Below are 14535 nucleotides of genomic sequence, written 5' to 3' on the forward strand. Positions count from 1 at the left end.
GCCGGGGCGAGTGTGTGTGGGGGGGTCTCCGCCGGGGGCGGCCCTGCCCCACCACGGGTGGGGCGCCCCGGCCCCCCGGCGCCCCCCCCCACGGGCCGGTACGGGCCCACAGTTCGATCGAAGGCCCGGCTCTTGCGCGCGGGCCCCTCCTCCGTCGTGTTCGACCTCGGGTTCGAAGCACCGACCACGACAGGAGACTCCATGCCCACCCGTACCGCGACACCGCTGATCCCCACCCCCGACGGCCGGGCCGACGCCTTCGCCGCCTTCCCCGAGCAGGACGGGCCGCACCCCGGGGTGCTCATGTACCCGGACGCCTTCGGCATCCGCCCGGTGATCCAGGAGATGGCCCGCGAGCTGGCCGGGCACGGCTACTACGTGCTCGTGCCCAACTTCTTCTACCGGCAGGGCCCGTCGCCCGTCGTCGAGCTCCCCAAGTACATCGACGACGACGCCCGGGACGGAATCGTCGGGCAGTTGATGCCCCTGGTCCGGGCGCACACGGCGGAACTGACGCTCCGTGACGCCGGCGCCTTCGTCCGCTTCCTCACCACCCGGCCCGAGGTCGCCGCCGGACCGGTCGCCGTGACCGGCTACTGCTTCGGCGGCCTCCTCGCGCTGCGCACCGCCTCGGCCCACCCCGGGCAGGTCGCCGCCGTCGCCGGATTCCACGGCCCGGTGGTCGCCGAGGGGCCGGACGGCCTGCACCGCCTCCTGTCGGCCATCACCGCCGAGGTCCACCTCGGCCACGCCGCGAGCGACCTGACCCCCGAGGCCCTCGCCGAGCTCAACCGGGCCCTGGACGCGGCCGGCCTCACGTACACCTCCGAGATCTACCCCGGCACCGTCCACGGCTTCACGATGTCCGACACCTCGGCCTTCGATCCGGACGGCCTGAAGCGCCACTGGGAGCAGCTGCTCCCCCTCCTGGACCGCGCGTTGACGTAGGTCACTCCCCACCGTTCAGGTGGGCGTCGATCAGGGCGAAGGTCGCCTCCGGCTGTTCGATCTGCGGGAGGTGGCCCGCCCCGGCGATGAGCTCGAAGCGCCCGTCGCCGAAGGCGTCCGCGTACGCCGCGCCGTAGGCCGGGGTGACGACGCGGTCGCTCTCGCCCCACAGCACGAGTGCGGGCACCTCGACGCGCGGGAGGCGGTGGAGCAGCTTGGGGTCGTGCATGTAGGGGTCGGCGGCGAGGACGCGCATGGTGGCGATGTTGGCCTGGTGGGCGGCGACCTGGTCGGCGGAGAGGCCGGCCGGGTCGACGAAGAAGCGGTCGGGGTCGTGCCAGGAGTGTTCGGCGGCGGCGCGGGCGTCGAGGGCGAAGAAGTCGGTGATCGGCTCGCCCTCGATCCGCACGCCGACGGCGTTGATCAGGACGACGCCGGTGACGATCCCGGTGGTGTCGAGCGCGGCCATCTCTGCCGCCGTCCAGCCGCCCAGTGAGGAGCCGACGACCAGGACGTCCTCCAGCCCCCGCTCGTGCAGCATGCGGAGGTAGAAGAGGGCGAGGTCGTCGACGCCGGCCAGCCAGTCGGGGCGGGGTGTGCCGTTCCAGCCGGGGTGCGTCGGCGCGATGGCGTGCGCGCTGCGGGAGAGGTGCTCGGCGAGGCCCGCCACCGTGTGCGGGCCCCCGCCGCCGTGCAGCAGCAGGACCGGCCTGCCGCGGCCGGCCTCGGAGAGGGTGAGGGGAAGGTCGCCGTACATGACGGTGGTGCGGAAGAGGGTCATGGCCCCAGGGTAACTAAATATCTTTATATAAGCTAGCTTGGCTATCGGGCGGACCCGGCCTAGACTCGCCCCATGCATGGTGAGCTGCAGGTTCTCGGACGAGCGGTCAAGCAGGCGCAGTACCGGCAGCACCGGGCGCTCGACACCGCCCTGGCCGCCGTCGGCACGACGCTGGCCCAGTGGGACGCCCTGCGGGCGATCGGCCGCTCGCCCGGGGCGTCCGCCCGCGCGCTCGCCGCGGCGACCTTCCAGAGCGAGCAGGCCTTCGGCACGCTCGCCGGCCGCCTGACGGCCCAGGGCCTGGTGGAGCGCCGGCCGGGGCACGGGCGGCGCATCGAGCACCACCTCACCCCGGCCGGCGAGCAGGTCCTCGCCGCCGGGCACCGGGTCGCCGACGACGTGCTCGCCGAGTGCTTCGCCCCCCTGCCGCCCGGGGACCGCGCCACCCTGCTCGACCTGCTCCAGCGCCTCGGCGGGGAAGCGGACGGTTAATCAGCCTGGCGGTCGCGGTACGCCGCCGCGGCGCGCTGGTACTCCTGGTGCTCGGCGGCGTGGTCCGGGATGTAGGAGCCCGAGGCGAAGAACCGCTCCAGCGCCTCGTTGGCGCCGACGGCGAGCGGGCCGGAGCGGGCGAACATGGCCGTCTCGTACCGGATGACGGCGGCGTCGAGCGTGGGCTCCTCGGCTATCGCGCGGGCCAGTTCGGCCGCGTCGAGCATGGCGAGGTTCGCACCGTGGCCGCCGAAGGGCGACATGAGGTGGGCCGCGTCGCCGACGAGCGTCACGCCGGGGACGTGCTCCCAGGCGAGCGGGGCCGGCAGGGCGTGGAGCGGCCGGTTGACGCAGCCGCCGTCGCCGTCCGTCACGAGGAGCAGCAACTCCTCGGCCCAGTCGCTGAATTCCGCCCACAGGAAGCCCCGGACGGCCTCGGCATCGGCCGGGTCGACACCGGCGGCGACGTGCCAGTCGAGGGCGGCGCGGATGCCGACGTAGCCGCGGACGCGGTCGCCGCCGTTGCGCTGGACGATGATCGCCTGACCGTTGCCGTTGTTCGCGAACACGTGCCCGTCACCGACGAGTTCGGCGACCCGGGGGTGGCGGCGCTCGACGTCGTCGAAGCGGACTTCGAGGAACGTCACCCCGCTGTACCGGGGCACCGCGTCGCTGACGAGCGGCCGCACCCGGGACCACGCGCCGTCGGCCCCGATCACCAGGTCCGCTTCGGCCGAGGCGCCGTCCGCGAACTCCAGCCGGTGCCGCCCCTCCCCCAGCGGCACCGCCGCGACGAGCTTGTGGCCCCAGCGCACGGTCCCGGGCTCGACGTGGGCGGCGAGCATCGCGCGCAGCTCGCCGCGGTCGATCTCGGGCGCCGCGACGTCCCCTTCGTCGGGGACGAACGAGGCGAGCACGGCGCCGCGGTGGTCGAGCCGGAGCTTGGCCTGCCCCTCGGGCCGGGCGAGTTCGGCGAACGCCTCCATCAGCCCGGCGTCCTCCAGCGCGATCTGCCCGGAGTCGGCGTGCAGGTCGAGGGTGCCGCCGGGGTCGCGGGCGTCGACGGACGCGTCGGCGTCGTACACCGTGACCTCGATGCCGCGCAGTTGCAGCACCCGGGCGCAGGTCAGTCCGGCGGGCCCCGCGCCGATGACGGCGATGCGGGGCCTGCTCGTCGGGGCCTTCGTGGTCTCCATGGGGATCTCCTTCGCTCATGGCGGACGGCCACCCGTTCAGCCACTTACTGAACGGGCGCTCGGTAAGTGACGGTAGCCGAGCGGGCGCTCGGTAAGCAAGAGCCGAGCGGGCGCTCGGTAAGTGGATAGGATGGGACCGCTGCGACGAAGGAGAGGAAGACCATGGCCCCCACCAGCGGAACCGAGCGGCGCTCCGGCGCCGAGACGCGCGCCGAGATCCTGCGCGTCGCGCTACGGCTGTTCACCGAGAAGGGCTACGAGGCCACCACCACCCGGGACCTCACCGAGGCCCTCGGGCTCACGCGGTCGTCGCTGTACTACCACTTCCGCAGCAAGGAGGACATCGTCGCGAGCCTGATGTCCGAGCGCCGCCGCGACCTGGACGAACTCGTCGAGTGGATCACCGCCCAGCCGCGCACGCCCGACCTCCCGCGACGGGCCGCGCTGCGCTGGCTGGACGGCACCACCCCGCAGCACCTCCAGGCGATGCTCCTCGCGCACGCCAACCAGCCCCTGATGCGGCGCCTGGCTCAGAAGGGCGAGGACGTCCGCGCGGCGTTCGACCGCGTCATCGACCTCCTCGCCCCCGAGGACGCCGGCCCCCAGGACCGACTCCTGCTGGTGATGGCCTTCGACACCGCCGGCGCGGCCCTGCTCGCCGCCAAGCCCACCGCCACGGACCCGAGCGACGTCCTCGCCGCCGCCCGCCGGGCCACGCGCGCGCTCACGGAGCCCGCCGCAGGCGCCTGAGGCGCGGGATCACCGCCCTCGCGTCAACTCCCGTTCGGCGACGGTCCGGAAGCCGGTCGGCGGGCGGCCGGTCAGGCGCCGCACGGTGTCGGTCGTGCGGTCCTCCGCTCCCCCGGCGATCTCGCCGTCCATGCCGGCGAGCAGCTCGGCGAACTCGCGAGGCATCCCGGCGGCCAGGTGGTCCCGGAACTCGTCGTGCGTCAGGTGGTCGTGGACCACCGGACGTCCAGTGACCTCGGCGACGATCGCGGCGACATCGTCGTAGCTCAGCGCCTCCGGGCCGGTCAGGACGAGGTCGCCGTCGGGCGCGCGGTCGTCGGTGAGGGCGTGGACCGCCACGGCGGCGATGTCGTCCGCGTCGACGAATCCGACCCGCCCGTCCCCGGCCGCCGTACGGATGACGCCGTCCTCGCGGATGCTGTGGGCGTGGAGGTGCTCGCCCGTGAAGTTCTGCATGAACCACGAGGGCCGCAGCACCGCCCACTCCTCGAACAGGCCGGGCAGCGCCCGGTGCACCTCCCCCACCGCCGGACCGCCTTCCGGAACGGCCGACGAGCCGAGCAGCACGGCCCGCCGCACACCCGCAGCGCGGGCCCGGCGGAGGAACGGCAGCATGACGGACGCCGGGTCGGGCTCGCCGACGGGCGGCACGAGGTAGACGCGGTCCGCCCCGGCGAGGGCGTCCTCGAACGTGGCGGGCTCGTACCAGTCGAAGCGCACCGGCTCCGCGCCGGGCAGCGGAGTCGCGCGGCGGGACGCGGCCCTGACGCGGTGTCCGGCGGCGAGCAGTCGCGCGACCGTCCGGCTGCCGGTGGTGCCGGTCGCGCCGGTGACGAGGGTGGTGGCGGTCATCGGGCGACGCTCCCGGTGAAGTCCAGGCCCGGCTGTCGCAGGGCGAGCGGGTTCCAGTAGTCGCGGTAGACGGCCAACCGTCCGTCCCTGACGGTCACGACGGCGATGTACGTCATCTCGAAGGGGCCGTCGCCCTGCACGACGCGGCCCACCGCCCGCATCTCCACGACAATGGTCTCCGGGTCGGCGGTCTCGTGGATCCGCAGGTCGGGGAAGCCGTGCAGGTCGATGTGGTCCGGGTAGCCGCGCATGTAGTCCGCGACGGCCTCCTTCCCCTCCAGTCGCCGCGGCCAGCCCGGTGGCGCGAAGGGGAACTCCATCACGCCGTCCTCGGCCCACAGGCCGACCCAGGCATCGATGTCCTTGTCCAGCAGCAGGCGCAGGCCGTGGCGGTACAGCTCCGCCGGCCGGGTGTTCGCGGGCATGGGTCTCGTCCCTCCGTCGCGTACGATACGGACCAGCGGTCCGCTTCACCGAAAGATACGGACCGTCGGTCCGCTTCGCAACCGACCCCTGCCACCCACCGGAGGACGACCGTGCCCGAGCGCAAGCCCCGCAAGGACGCAACCCGCAACCGGGCCGCCGCCCTCGCCGCCGCCGACACCCTCTTCGCCGACTGCCGGAGCCCCGAGGACGTCACCATGGCCGACATCGCCGACGCGGCCGGCGTCGGCAAGGGCACGCTCTTCCGCGCCTTCGGCGACCGCACCGGCCTCATCCGGGCCCTCTACGGCGCGCGCCTCGAACCCCTCGCGGCCGCCGTCGAATCCGGCCCGCCGCCACTGGGCCCCGCCACCCCGCCCGCCGAGCGCGTCCCCGCCCTCCTCGACGCACTGCTGTGCTTCAAGCTCGACAACCGGCACCTCGCGCTGGCCCTGGAGGGCACCGGCGCCGACAGCCCGTACCGGACGGACCACTACGAGCAGTGGCACACCCTCCTCCGCGACCTCCTGCACCGGCTCCCGGGCCTGGCCGACCCCGGCTTCACCGCCCACGCCCTGCTCGCGGCCACCCGCGCGGACCTCGTCGAACACCTGGCGGGCGAACGGCAGACCCCCCGCGAGGACCTGCGGGCACAGCTGGCGGCCTTCACCGCCCGCGTCCTCGGCACACCCGGCGCGACGACTCCCTGATCGGGCTGAACACGCGTGTGCGGTAAGTCCGTTGCCCGATCGGCACCGGGCAGTGGAGACTGACCTCGTTCATGATCGACCGCGGACACGAGGACCGCCCGTGCGAACCCCCTCCCCCGACCCCCGCATCGATGAGCGGGACGTCCTGCCACACCTGGACGGCACGGAACGCGGCCTGGTCGTGATGATGTGCGGCCTCCCAGGCTCCGGCAAGACCACGTACGCGCGAGTCCTCGAACGCCGCGGGTTCACCCGCCTGTCGATCGACGAGGTGGTGTGGACCCGCACCGGAGGCCGCGACGCCGCCGACCTCGACCCGGCGGGGTACGACCGGCTCAAGTCCGCCGCCGAGAAGGGACTTTGGGACGAGCTGATCCGTCTCATGGAGGCGAGGCGCCCCGTCGTCATCGACTACAGCTTCTGGAACCGCGCCACGCGCGAGCGCTACAAGGCCGCGATCGAGAGCCACGGCTGCCGGTGGGAGCTCGTCCGTCTCCGGGCCGACCTCGAAACCCTCCGCCGCCGCCTCTCGCACCGCAACCGGCGCAGCGACGCCAACAGCGTCACCGTCCCCGACGAGCTCCTCGAACGCTACTACGCCGCCTTCGAAGAACCCGTCAGCGAAGGCGAGTTCGTCATCGTCCAGACGTAGGCGCGCGACGGAACGGCGACGCCCGCCCCCGGCGCGGTGGCCGGGGGCGGGCGTGTCGGGGTGATCGGCGGAGCCGGGGAAATCAGGAGGTACGGCGGACGTACGGCTCCCAGGCCACCTTGATCGTGCGCCGCTCGGCAGATCCGGAGCGGAGCCGTGCCTCGGCGCCGAACGGCGGGGCACCGGAGCGCAGCCTGGCGGGCTGGGCGCTGATCAGCGTCCAGCCCGGGTTGCCGGTCACGCAGTCGACGGGGGTGCTACCGGTCGCGAATCTGCAGAAGGTCCGGTACACCGTGCCGTCGGTGGAGATGGCCTCCACCTGGAGGGTGTTGCCGTGGTCCGCGATGGCCACACCGCAGGCGGGGCCGTGGCCCGTGGGGAGTGCCGGCGGGGTCGACCAGGTCGTCACGTCGGCGTTCGGGCCGTTGAGCGGCTGGCTGCCGACCTGGACGGTGCCGTTCTTGACCACCCCGGTGTAGATGATCATTCCTGACCCCGTCGTCGCCGAGTCGATGGACTCGCACGGGCCGGCGGGACCCGTGTTGCCGGTCGCACCGGCCGGGCCCGTCGGGCCCGTATTGCCGTTGGTGCCGTTGGTACCAGCAGGACCCGTCGGACCCGTGACGCCATTGGTGCCGTTGGTGCCGTTGGTACCAGCAGGACCCGTCGGACCCGTGACGCCGTTGGTGCCGTTGGTGCCGTTGGTACCAGCAGGACCCGTCGGACCCGTCACGCCGTTGGTGCCGTTGGTGCCGTTGGTACCAGCAGGACCCGTCGGACCCGTCACGCCGTTGGTGCCATTGGTACCAGCAGGACCCGTCGGACCCGTGACGCCCGTGCTCGGACCGGCAGGACCGGTCGGACCGGTACTGCCGTTGGTGCCATTGGTACCAGCAGGACCCGTCGGACCCGTGACGCCGGTACTCGGACCGGCAGGACCGGTCGGACCGGTACTGCCATTGGTGCCATTGGTGCCGTTGGTGCCGTTGGCGCCCGCAGGGCCCGTCGGGCCCGTGACCCCGGTGCCCTCACCGGGAGGACCGGTCGGGCCGGTCGGGCCCGTGACGCCCTCGCCGGCAGGGCCGGTCGGGCCCGTGGGACCCGTCGGGCCGACGCACTCGATCACGTGGCCGTGGTGACCGTCGTGGGCGTGCTCGCCGTGGTCGCCGTTCTCTCCGTGGTCCCCGTGGTCTTCGCCGCCGTCACGGAACGACCGGCCCGGGGCGCCCGACTGGAGCATCGACCCGGCGAGCTGGTGCACCATGTTGTGGACACCGTCGGCCGACGGCAGACCACCGTCCGGCCCCTGCTCACTGCCACCCGGCCCCTGCTCGCCGCCGTCAGGGGACTGCTCACCGCCCCACTGGTCGTGCTCGTCCGGCGGACAGCCCTCCTCGCCGTGGTTCCCGTACATCTGGTGGCTCGGGTGCGGGAAGTGGAAGTGCATCCCGCCGGCGAAGGCCGTGCCGCTGGTCGACACGACGGCCGCGATGAGAAGCGCCGCACCTGCGGCGCGCTGTTTGCGGCGGTTCGGCACCGCGGCCTTCCGGATCTGCGTTTGGTGTGAGGACACCCAGTACTCCTCGTCCATCGGAGATCGGCAGGATGAAGTGACCCCGCCTGGTGACCGCCATTGACCTCGGGGAACGGCACTTCCTGGCGGCGACGGACCGGAGTGTCACCGGCCCGGCCCACAGCGACCACACGAATGGCCCGGCCCCGTTGGCCTGACACCGTGTTGGACCGCGGAACCGGAGCGGGCCCGAAATAGCATCGCCAGCGCGATGCGCGGGCCGGGCCGGCACGATCGGCCGCACCCGGTCCGCGCTCGGCTCCGCAGCCCGCCGCCCCCCATCCCGAGAGGCCGTTGTGGCACGACCTGACAGCTCCCCGCCCAGTGCACCCGTCCCCGGTCCGTCCCGCTCCGGCGACCGGAAGCCCACCATCTGCCTGTGCATGATCGTCAAGGACGAGGCGGCGGTCATCGAACGCTGCCTCGCGTCGGTGCGCGGCCTCGTCGACACCTGGGTGATCTCCGACACCGGATCCACCGACGGGACCCAGGAGCTGATCCGCCGTGCGCTGGCCGGGATCCCCGGCGAGCTGCACGAGGAGGCCTGGACGGACTTCGGCCACAACCGGACGCTCAACATCCGCCACGCCCGCGGCAAGGCCGACTACCTGCTGCTGATCGACGCCGACATGGTCGTGCGGCAGGACGGCCCGCTGCCCGAGCTCACGGCCGACTCCTACATGGTGCGCCACCCCGCCGATCTGGAGTACCGGATCAAGCGGCTGGTGAGCGGCACCGTCGAGTGGCGCTACGAGGGCTCGACCCACGAGTACCTGACGACGGACCAGCACGACCGCACCGCCGACCTCGACGCGCTGGTCATCGAGCACTTCGCCGACGGCGGCTCGCGCGCCGACAAGTTCGAACGGGACGCCCGCCTGCTCCGGCAGGACCTGGAGCGCGATCCCGGCAACGCCCGCGCGGTCTTCTACCTCGCCCAGACGATGCGCGACCTCGGGCGCACCGCCGAGGCGATCGAGCTGTACCGGCGGCGCGCGCGGATGGGCGGCTGGGCGGAGGAGGTCTACTACGCGCTGCTCCAGGTCGGCGTGCTGACCGCGGACGCCGGCGACTGGCCCTCGGCCATGGACGCCCTGCTCCAGGCCTGGGAAAGCCGGCCGCAACGACTGGAGGCCTGCTACCAGCTCTCGTCCCGGCTGCGCCTGATGGGGCGGTACCAGGCCGCGCACGCGTTCGCCCGGGCCGGCCTGGACCGTGGCGAACCGAACGACTGGCTGTTCACGGAGCCCTGGGTCTACCGCTGGGGGCTGCTCTTCGAGTACTCGATCACGGCGTACTGGGTCGGGGACGCGCGCGCGTCCCTGGACGCCTGCGACCGCCTGCTCGCCACCGCCGACCTGCCCCGGCTCTACCGTGAACAGACCCTGGCCAACCGGAAGTTCGCCGAACAGGCCGCACCGGCCACCGTCTGAACCCACACCGGCCGCCACACCGGCCACCGCACCGGCCCCGAGGCTCCCCGACCGTCCGGAGTCCTCGGGGCCGGCGGTCGCCCGCCGCTCAGCCGGTCCGGGTCAGCAGCACGTAGCCGTCCTCGTGGGCGACGTCGCGGTACCCGTGCGCGCGGTGCCAGTTCAGGCGGTTCTGCTCGATCTCGACCGTCAGCGGCCAGCGTTTGTTCCACGGCATCCAGGTGTCCACCAGGATCCACTGGGAGTCTGGCCGGCTGGGTTCCCAGCCGAAGAGGCCGACGGTGGTGCGGTTGGTGAGCTGCGGCACGAGGAGCGTGGAGGCCTGGACGGTGGCACCGTCCGGGATCCGGTCCATCAGCCGCCGGGCGACGGCGAGCCGCGGGTCGGTCCGCCAGGTGACCGGCTGGACCAACTGCCAGAACGGGAACTGCGGCAGCAGCAACAGACAGACCGCCGCCGCTCCCAGGAGGTGGCGCCGCACGCTGCCCTCCCGTGCGCGCCGGGCGGCCAGGGCCTCCACGAAGGCGGCGAAGACGATCGGCATCAGCACCAGCGAGTAGTGGTAGCCGGTGCCCCAGTGGAAGGCGTTGGCCGAGAAGAACCGCCACACCACCGTCGGGAGCGCGACCCACACGAGCGAGGAGCGCAGCGCCAGGAACAGCGTGATGGCCAGCAGGAGCACCAGCGTCGTCGCCTTGGCCTCGGGGGTGATCAGGCCGATCGTCGCCTTGTACAGCAGGCCCGCCACGACGGTGTCCGTGTCGGGTCCGCCGCCCGGGCCGCCGTGCGGTCCCTCGCCCGAGCCGTCGACGTACGACCAGTAGGCGAAGTCGCCGCTCGGATTGAAGGCCGGCAGGACCACCAGGACGGCGAACAGCGACCCGGCCACTCCGGCCGCGGCCGTGACGAACCCCAGCCTCCGGCTCCCCCGCCGGGCGATCAGCAGGCCGATCACCGCCACCGTGAGTCCGAGGTCCTCCTTCACCAGCAGCAGCGGCAGCGCCCAACACGCCGCCGCACGCGGCCTGTTGTCGCCGAGCGCGGCCAGCGAGAAGGCCAGCAGGGGGACGGCGAAGGCCACCTCGTGGAAGTCGAAGCCGATCGCGCTGGCGCCCCCCCAGGACAGGCCGTAGCAGACGCCGATCACCGCGGCGGGCCCCGATCCGAGCGCGCGTCGGGCCCAGAAGGCCAGTGGCACCATGCCGACGGCGACGAGTGCGGCCTGCACCACGAGCAGTGTCTCCGGGCTGCGCCAGACCCAGTAGAACGGGGCCACCAGCGCCAGGACCGGGGAGAAGTGGTCGCCCAGGATGGGGAAGCCGGGCGCCTTCAGCTCGGAGACGGGCAGGTGCCCGTCCGCGTAGGAGCGGACCACCTGCTCGAAGATGCCCAGGTCGTAGCTGTTGGAGAGCATCCGTTCGTGGATCCGCACGGACAGCGTCGTGTAGACGGCGAAGAGCGCCCCCGCCAGGCCCCAGATCCACCACGCACTGCCCACGACGGGCGGCAGCAGGTACGGCTGCGTGACCCGTCTCCCGGGGCCGGACTGCTGCGGTGGACGCGCGATGGTGCTGTCGGTGGGGGGTGCCTGCATGGTCACACCTTCCGGGAGCCGCTGTGGAGGCCGTCGTCGAGGCCGATACAGCACGGCGTTGCACCGGGATCGACGCCCAACAAGATGTCAGGAACGCCTCGGCTCACCGGGGGAAGGAATAACGCGGGCGGCACAGGTTCAACCGATTGGCCGCACCAGCCGGCCGCCACGGCGGGCTGTCAGGCGCTTCACCCACGCCGGCTACTTCAGCTACTTCAGCTCGAACAGCAGCGAGCGGACCTCGGTGGTTCCGCTGTTGTGCGTGGAGTGGTTCACCGCCGGGGACCACATCGTCCCGCCGGCCGTGAGCGAAGCCGCGGTGGTGCCGCCGGACTCGTCGGTGAAGACCACCTCCCCGTCCGCGAGGTTGTAGACGAGGTTGGCACGGTGGTGGTGCATGCCGGTCGTGACGCCGGGCCCGAGCCGGGCCTCCAGCAACCGGACCCGGTCGTTCTCGAAGAGGACCTTGTACACCTCGGGTGCCACCTGCACGGCGTCGGCTGTCACGGGAACCTCCTGGGCGCGGGACGGGAGCGTCGTTGACCTGCTCTTGACCGTAACGTCCGGTACACGGCCGCGCACGGCGGGTGCGCCAGGGGCAGACTCGACCGGGGATCCACGAAGCGGCGATCTACGATGAGAGGCGAGGTTCCATCTCCGGGTCCGCGTCGCAGCGGCGGGGAGGCCGACATGGCGTTCGACACCAATGGCTTCGAGCAGGCGGGCAGCCACCGCTACATACCGATCTCCGAACACGGCCTGATCGGCGATCTCCGCACGGCCGCCCTGGTCGGCACGAACGGCACCATCGACTGGTACTGCTGCCCGCGCTTCGACGCGCCCAGCGTGTTCGGGGCCATCCTCGACGCCGACCGCGGCGGGTCGTTCCAGCTGGCCGCCGACGTGCCCACGCGCACCCGGCAGTTCTACTTCCCGGACACGAACGTGCTGATCACGCGCTTCTTCGCCACCGACGGCGTCGCGGAGATCCAGGACTTCATGCCCGTCGTCGACGAGTCGCCCGAGACGGCCCGGCACCGGCTGATCCGGCGGGTGATCTGTGTCCGGGGAGTCCTGCCCTTCACCGCGCGCATCGCCCCGCGCTTCGGCTACGGCGCCGAGAAGCACACCGTGCACCTCGACGGCCACGAGGCGGTGTTCCGCTCGCCGTCGCTGACGCTCGCGCTGACCGCCACCGCGCCGCTGGAGAGCGACGGCCTCGACGTGTGGTCGCACTTCAAGCTCCTCGAAGGCGAGTCCGTCGTGTTCGCCCTCGACCGGATCGGCGACGAGGTCCCGACCCGGTCGTGCGCGTGCGCCGAGGCGCAGGAGCAGTTCGAGGCGACCGTCCGGTTCTGGCGCCGCTGGCTGGCCGGGTCGCGCTACCACGGGCGGTGGCGGGAGATGGTGCACCGCTCCGCCCTGGTACTGAAGCTGCTCACCTACGCGCCGACCGGCGCGATCGTCGCCGCGCCGACCACCAGCCTGCCCGAGCGGATCGGCGGCGAACGCAACTGGGACTACCGGTACGTGTGGGTCCGCGACGCCGCCTTCTGCGTCTACGCCATGCTGCGCCTCGGATTCACCACGGAGGCCGAGGCGTTCATGGGCTTCCTCTGCGACCGCATGTCCGGCACCGCCGGCGCGGGCGGCCCGCTGCAGATCATGTACGGCGTCGACGGGCGCGGCGAACTGCCCGAGTACGAGCTGGCGCACCTGGAGGGCCACCTCGGCTCGGCGCCCGTCCGGGTCGGCAACGCCGCGACCGGCCAGCTCCAGCTCGACATCTACGGCGCCATGATCGACTCCGTCTACCTGTCCGACAAGTGGGGGCAGCCGATCAGCAGCGCCGGGTGGGAGGACGTCGGCGCGGTGGCGGACTGGCTCTGCGAGCACTGGGACCAGCCCGACGAGGGCATCTGGGAGACCCGCGCGGGCCGCCGGGACTTCGTGTACTCGCGGCTGATGTGCTGGGTGGCGCTGGAGCGGGCGATCCGGATGGCGAACCGCCGCGGCCTGCCGGCCGACCTGCCCCGCTGGCGGCAGTCCCGGGACGCCATCTACCGGCAGATCATGCGGCGCGGCTGGTCGGCCGAACGGGGGGCGTTCGTCCAGTCCCTCGACGGCGGCGAGCTCGACGCCTCGCTGCTGATGATGCCGATGGCCAAGTTCGTCTCGCCCACCGACCCCAAGTGGCTCTCCACCCTGGACGCGCTCACGGCGGACCTGGTCTCCGACTCCCTGGTGTACCGCTACAACCCGGACACCAGCCCGGACGGCCTGAGCGGCTCCGAGGGCACGTTCTCGATCTGCTCCTTCTGGTACGTGGAGGCGCTGGCCCGCGCCGGCCGGCTGGAGGAGGCCAGGCTCGCCTTCGAGAAGATGCTCACCTACGCCAACCACCTCGGCCTGTTCGCCGAGGAGATCGGCCCGACCGGCGAGCAACTGGGCAACTTCCCGCAGGCGTTCACCCACCTGTCGCTGATCAGCGCCGCCTTCAACCTCGACCGGGCCCTGGGCTGACGCGACGCCGAGGGTGTGGGATCCCAGGGAAGGAACCGGCCGGCCCCGGGCGCTCGCCGAAGGCCCGGCCGACGCAGGGGCGGCGAAAAGGTTGGTGTGCAGGGCCGACGGAACCGGGTAATGTCTTTCTCATGTTCTTCCAGACGCCGATTTACGAGTGAGCGCGTGGCGGGCCCCTGCTGACGTCCTTCGACGTCACCGCCCGTCCCCCACCGATGAATCCGTAGACCACTTCACTTCACCACCGGGAGAACCCACAACCGTGAGCAAGAACATCAACAACCCCGTGGGCATGGGCGGCGGCCAGCGCAAGAGGCAGTCCCGCGCCGAACGGCAGAACAACGGTCCGCACCGCAACCTCGACCGCCAGAGTGCAGCCGACCAGAAGGCAGAGCTGGTGCGCAAGATGCGCGAGAAGGCAGAAAAGGCCGAGGGCGCCGGGCAGGCGGACGGCGACACCGTACAGGGCTGACGCACCGCCGCCGCAGCGCGGCACCGCACGGAGCAGGGCGGGGGGGGGCGCGCGCGCGCCGGCGCCCGCCGAGGGCGCGCGGGGGGGGGGGGGGGGGCCCCCGCCGCCCCCCCGGCACACACCCCCGCGGGGGTGT

At 72.6% G+C, this 14535-nt stretch carries 15 protein-coding genes; 8 read left to right on the forward strand and 7 right to left on the reverse strand.

Annotation, left to right across the window (positions count from 1 at the left end; all coding sequences use genetic code 11):
- Positions 1 to 201: 201 nt before the first annotated feature.
- Positions 202 to 948 (forward strand): dienelactone hydrolase family protein, encoded by a 747-nt coding sequence (locus tag ACFV4G_RS38835; RefSeq protein ID WP_380447499.1) that lies wholly within the window; start codon positions 202 to 204, stop codon positions 946 to 948.
- 1 nt (position 949) lies between these two features.
- On the opposite strand, the gene ACFV4G_RS38840 is transcribed toward ACFV4G_RS38835, so the two are convergent.
- Entirely contained in the window at positions 950 to 1729 is a 780-nt protein-coding gene (locus ACFV4G_RS38840; RefSeq protein ID WP_380447501.1) for an alpha/beta fold hydrolase, read from the reverse strand.
- 72 nt (positions 1730 to 1801) lie between these two features.
- On the opposite strand from ACFV4G_RS38840, the gene ACFV4G_RS38845 reads away from it, so the two are divergent.
- Positions 1802 to 2221 carry a MarR family winged helix-turn-helix transcriptional regulator gene (locus tag ACFV4G_RS38845; RefSeq protein ID WP_380447503.1) on the forward strand — a complete coding sequence of 140 codons (420 nt, stop codon included), beginning with the start codon at positions 1802 to 1804 and terminating at the stop codon, positions 2219 to 2221.
- Here ACFV4G_RS38845 and ACFV4G_RS38850 read toward each other — a convergent pair.
- Positions 2218 to 3417 (reverse strand): FAD-dependent oxidoreductase, encoded by a 1200-nt coding sequence (locus tag ACFV4G_RS38850; RefSeq protein ID WP_380447505.1) that lies wholly within the window; start codon positions 3415 to 3417, stop codon positions 2218 to 2220. The two genes, ACFV4G_RS38845 and ACFV4G_RS38850, sit on opposite strands and share 4 nt — an antisense overlap.
- Positions 3418 to 3579: 162 nt before the next feature.
- Between ACFV4G_RS38850 and ACFV4G_RS38855 the strand changes: the two genes are divergently transcribed.
- Positions 3580 to 4167: a TetR/AcrR family transcriptional regulator gene (locus ACFV4G_RS38855; RefSeq protein ID WP_380447507.1), complete on the forward strand. Its 588-nt coding sequence runs from the start codon at positions 3580 to 3582 to the stop codon at positions 4165 to 4167.
- Between the two features lie 9 nt (positions 4168 to 4176).
- Here ACFV4G_RS38855 and ACFV4G_RS38860 read toward each other — a convergent pair whose 3' ends face one another.
- Positions 4177 to 5019: an NAD(P)H-binding protein gene (locus ACFV4G_RS38860; protein ID WP_380447509.1), complete on the reverse strand. Its 843-nt coding sequence runs from the start codon at positions 5017 to 5019 to the stop codon at positions 4177 to 4179.
- Positions 5016 to 5444, reverse strand: coding sequence for a nuclear transport factor 2 family protein (locus ACFV4G_RS38865; RefSeq protein WP_380447511.1), 429 nt, complete (start codon positions 5442 to 5444; stop codon positions 5016 to 5018). Before ACFV4G_RS38865 ends, ACFV4G_RS38860 begins: the two co-directional genes overlap by 4 nt.
- A gap of 111 nt (positions 5445 to 5555) precedes the next feature.
- On the opposite strand from ACFV4G_RS38865, the gene ACFV4G_RS38870 reads away from it, so the two are divergent.
- Together ACFV4G_RS38870 and ACFV4G_RS38875 are read left to right on the forward strand one after the other, a co-directional pair.
- Positions 5556 to 6152, forward strand: a complete 597-nt coding sequence (locus ACFV4G_RS38870) for a TetR/AcrR family transcriptional regulator (RefSeq protein ID WP_380447513.1) — start codon at positions 5556 to 5558, stop codon at positions 6150 to 6152.
- A gap of 100 nt (positions 6153 to 6252) precedes the next feature.
- The gene (locus ACFV4G_RS38875) at positions 6253 to 6804 is read left to right on the forward strand and encodes an AAA family ATPase (protein ID WP_380447515.1); all 552 of its coding nucleotides are present in this window, start codon (positions 6253 to 6255) and stop codon (positions 6802 to 6804) included.
- An 82-nt stretch (positions 6805 to 6886) separates the two neighbouring features.
- On the opposite strand, the gene ACFV4G_RS38880 is transcribed toward ACFV4G_RS38875, so the two are convergent.
- Positions 6887 to 8377 (reverse strand): hypothetical protein, encoded by a 1491-nt coding sequence (locus tag ACFV4G_RS38880; RefSeq protein ID WP_380447517.1) that lies wholly within the window; start codon positions 8375 to 8377, stop codon positions 6887 to 6889.
- Between the two features lie 383 nt (positions 8378 to 8760).
- Between ACFV4G_RS38880 and ACFV4G_RS38885 the strand changes: the two genes are divergently transcribed.
- Positions 8761 to 9810 (forward strand): glycosyltransferase, encoded by a 1050-nt coding sequence (locus ACFV4G_RS38885; RefSeq protein WP_380447519.1) that lies wholly within the window; start codon positions 8761 to 8763, stop codon positions 9808 to 9810.
- A gap of 88 nt (positions 9811 to 9898) precedes the next feature.
- Here the strand turns inward: ACFV4G_RS38885 and ACFV4G_RS38890 are convergent, their stop codons facing one another.
- Both ACFV4G_RS38890 and ACFV4G_RS38895 read right to left on the reverse strand, forming a co-directional pair.
- Positions 9899 to 11404, reverse strand: a complete 1506-nt coding sequence (locus ACFV4G_RS38890; RefSeq protein ID WP_380447521.1) for a DUF2079 domain-containing protein — start codon at positions 11402 to 11404, stop codon at positions 9899 to 9901.
- Positions 11405 to 11614: 210 nt separating this feature from the next.
- Positions 11615 to 11911, reverse strand: a complete 297-nt coding sequence (locus tag ACFV4G_RS38895; protein ID WP_380447522.1) for a hypothetical protein — start codon at positions 11909 to 11911, stop codon at positions 11615 to 11617.
- 183 nt (positions 11912 to 12094) lie between these two features.
- On the opposite strand from ACFV4G_RS38895, the gene ACFV4G_RS38900 reads away from it, so the two are divergent.
- Positions 12095 to 13927, forward strand: a complete 1833-nt coding sequence (locus tag ACFV4G_RS38900; protein ID WP_380447523.1) for a glycoside hydrolase family 15 protein — start codon at positions 12095 to 12097, stop codon at positions 13925 to 13927.
- A gap of 262 nt (positions 13928 to 14189) precedes the next feature.
- A complete protein-coding gene (locus tag ACFV4G_RS38905) occupies positions 14190 to 14399 on the forward strand; it encodes a DUF6243 family protein (protein WP_380447524.1) in 210 nt (69 codons plus the stop codon).
- The last annotated feature ends 136 nt before the right edge of the window (positions 14400 to 14535 follow it).

Source organism: Kitasatospora sp. NPDC059747 (assembly GCF_042732955.1).
Lineage (GTDB): Bacteria > Actinomycetota > Actinomycetes > Streptomycetales > Streptomycetaceae > Kitasatospora.

Coding starts and splice junctions, on each gene's coding strand:
- ACFV4G_RS38855 (WP_380447507.1), top strand. CDS start 3,580: ATGGCCCCCACCAGCGGAACCGAGCGGCGCTCCGGCGCCGAGACGCGC.
- ACFV4G_RS38900 (WP_380447523.1), top strand. CDS start 12,095: ATGGCGTTCGACACCAATGGCTTCGAGCAGGCGGGCAGCCACCGCTAC.
- ACFV4G_RS38860 (WP_380447509.1), bottom strand. CDS start 5,019: ATGACCGCCACCACCCTCGTCACCGGCGCGACCGGCACCACCGGCAGC.
- ACFV4G_RS38845 (WP_380447503.1), top strand. CDS start 1,802: ATGCATGGTGAGCTGCAGGTTCTCGGACGAGCGGTCAAGCAGGCGCAG.
- ACFV4G_RS38840 (WP_380447501.1), bottom strand. CDS start 1,729: ATGACCCTCTTCCGCACCACCGTCATGTACGGCGACCTTCCCCTCACC.
- ACFV4G_RS38865 (WP_380447511.1), bottom strand. CDS start 5,444: ATGCCCGCGAACACCCGGCCGGCGGAGCTGTACCGCCACGGCCTGCGC.
- ACFV4G_RS38890 (WP_380447521.1), bottom strand. CDS start 11,404: ATGCAGGCACCCCCCACCGACAGCACCATCGCGCGTCCACCGCAGCAG.
- ACFV4G_RS38850 (WP_380447505.1), bottom strand. CDS start 3,417: ATGGAGACCACGAAGGCCCCGACGAGCAGGCCCCGCATCGCCGTCATC.
- ACFV4G_RS38885 (WP_380447519.1), top strand. CDS start 8,761: ATGATCGTCAAGGACGAGGCGGCGGTCATCGAACGCTGCCTCGCGTCG.
- ACFV4G_RS38835 (WP_380447499.1), top strand. CDS start 202: ATGCCCACCCGTACCGCGACACCGCTGATCCCCACCCCCGACGGCCGG.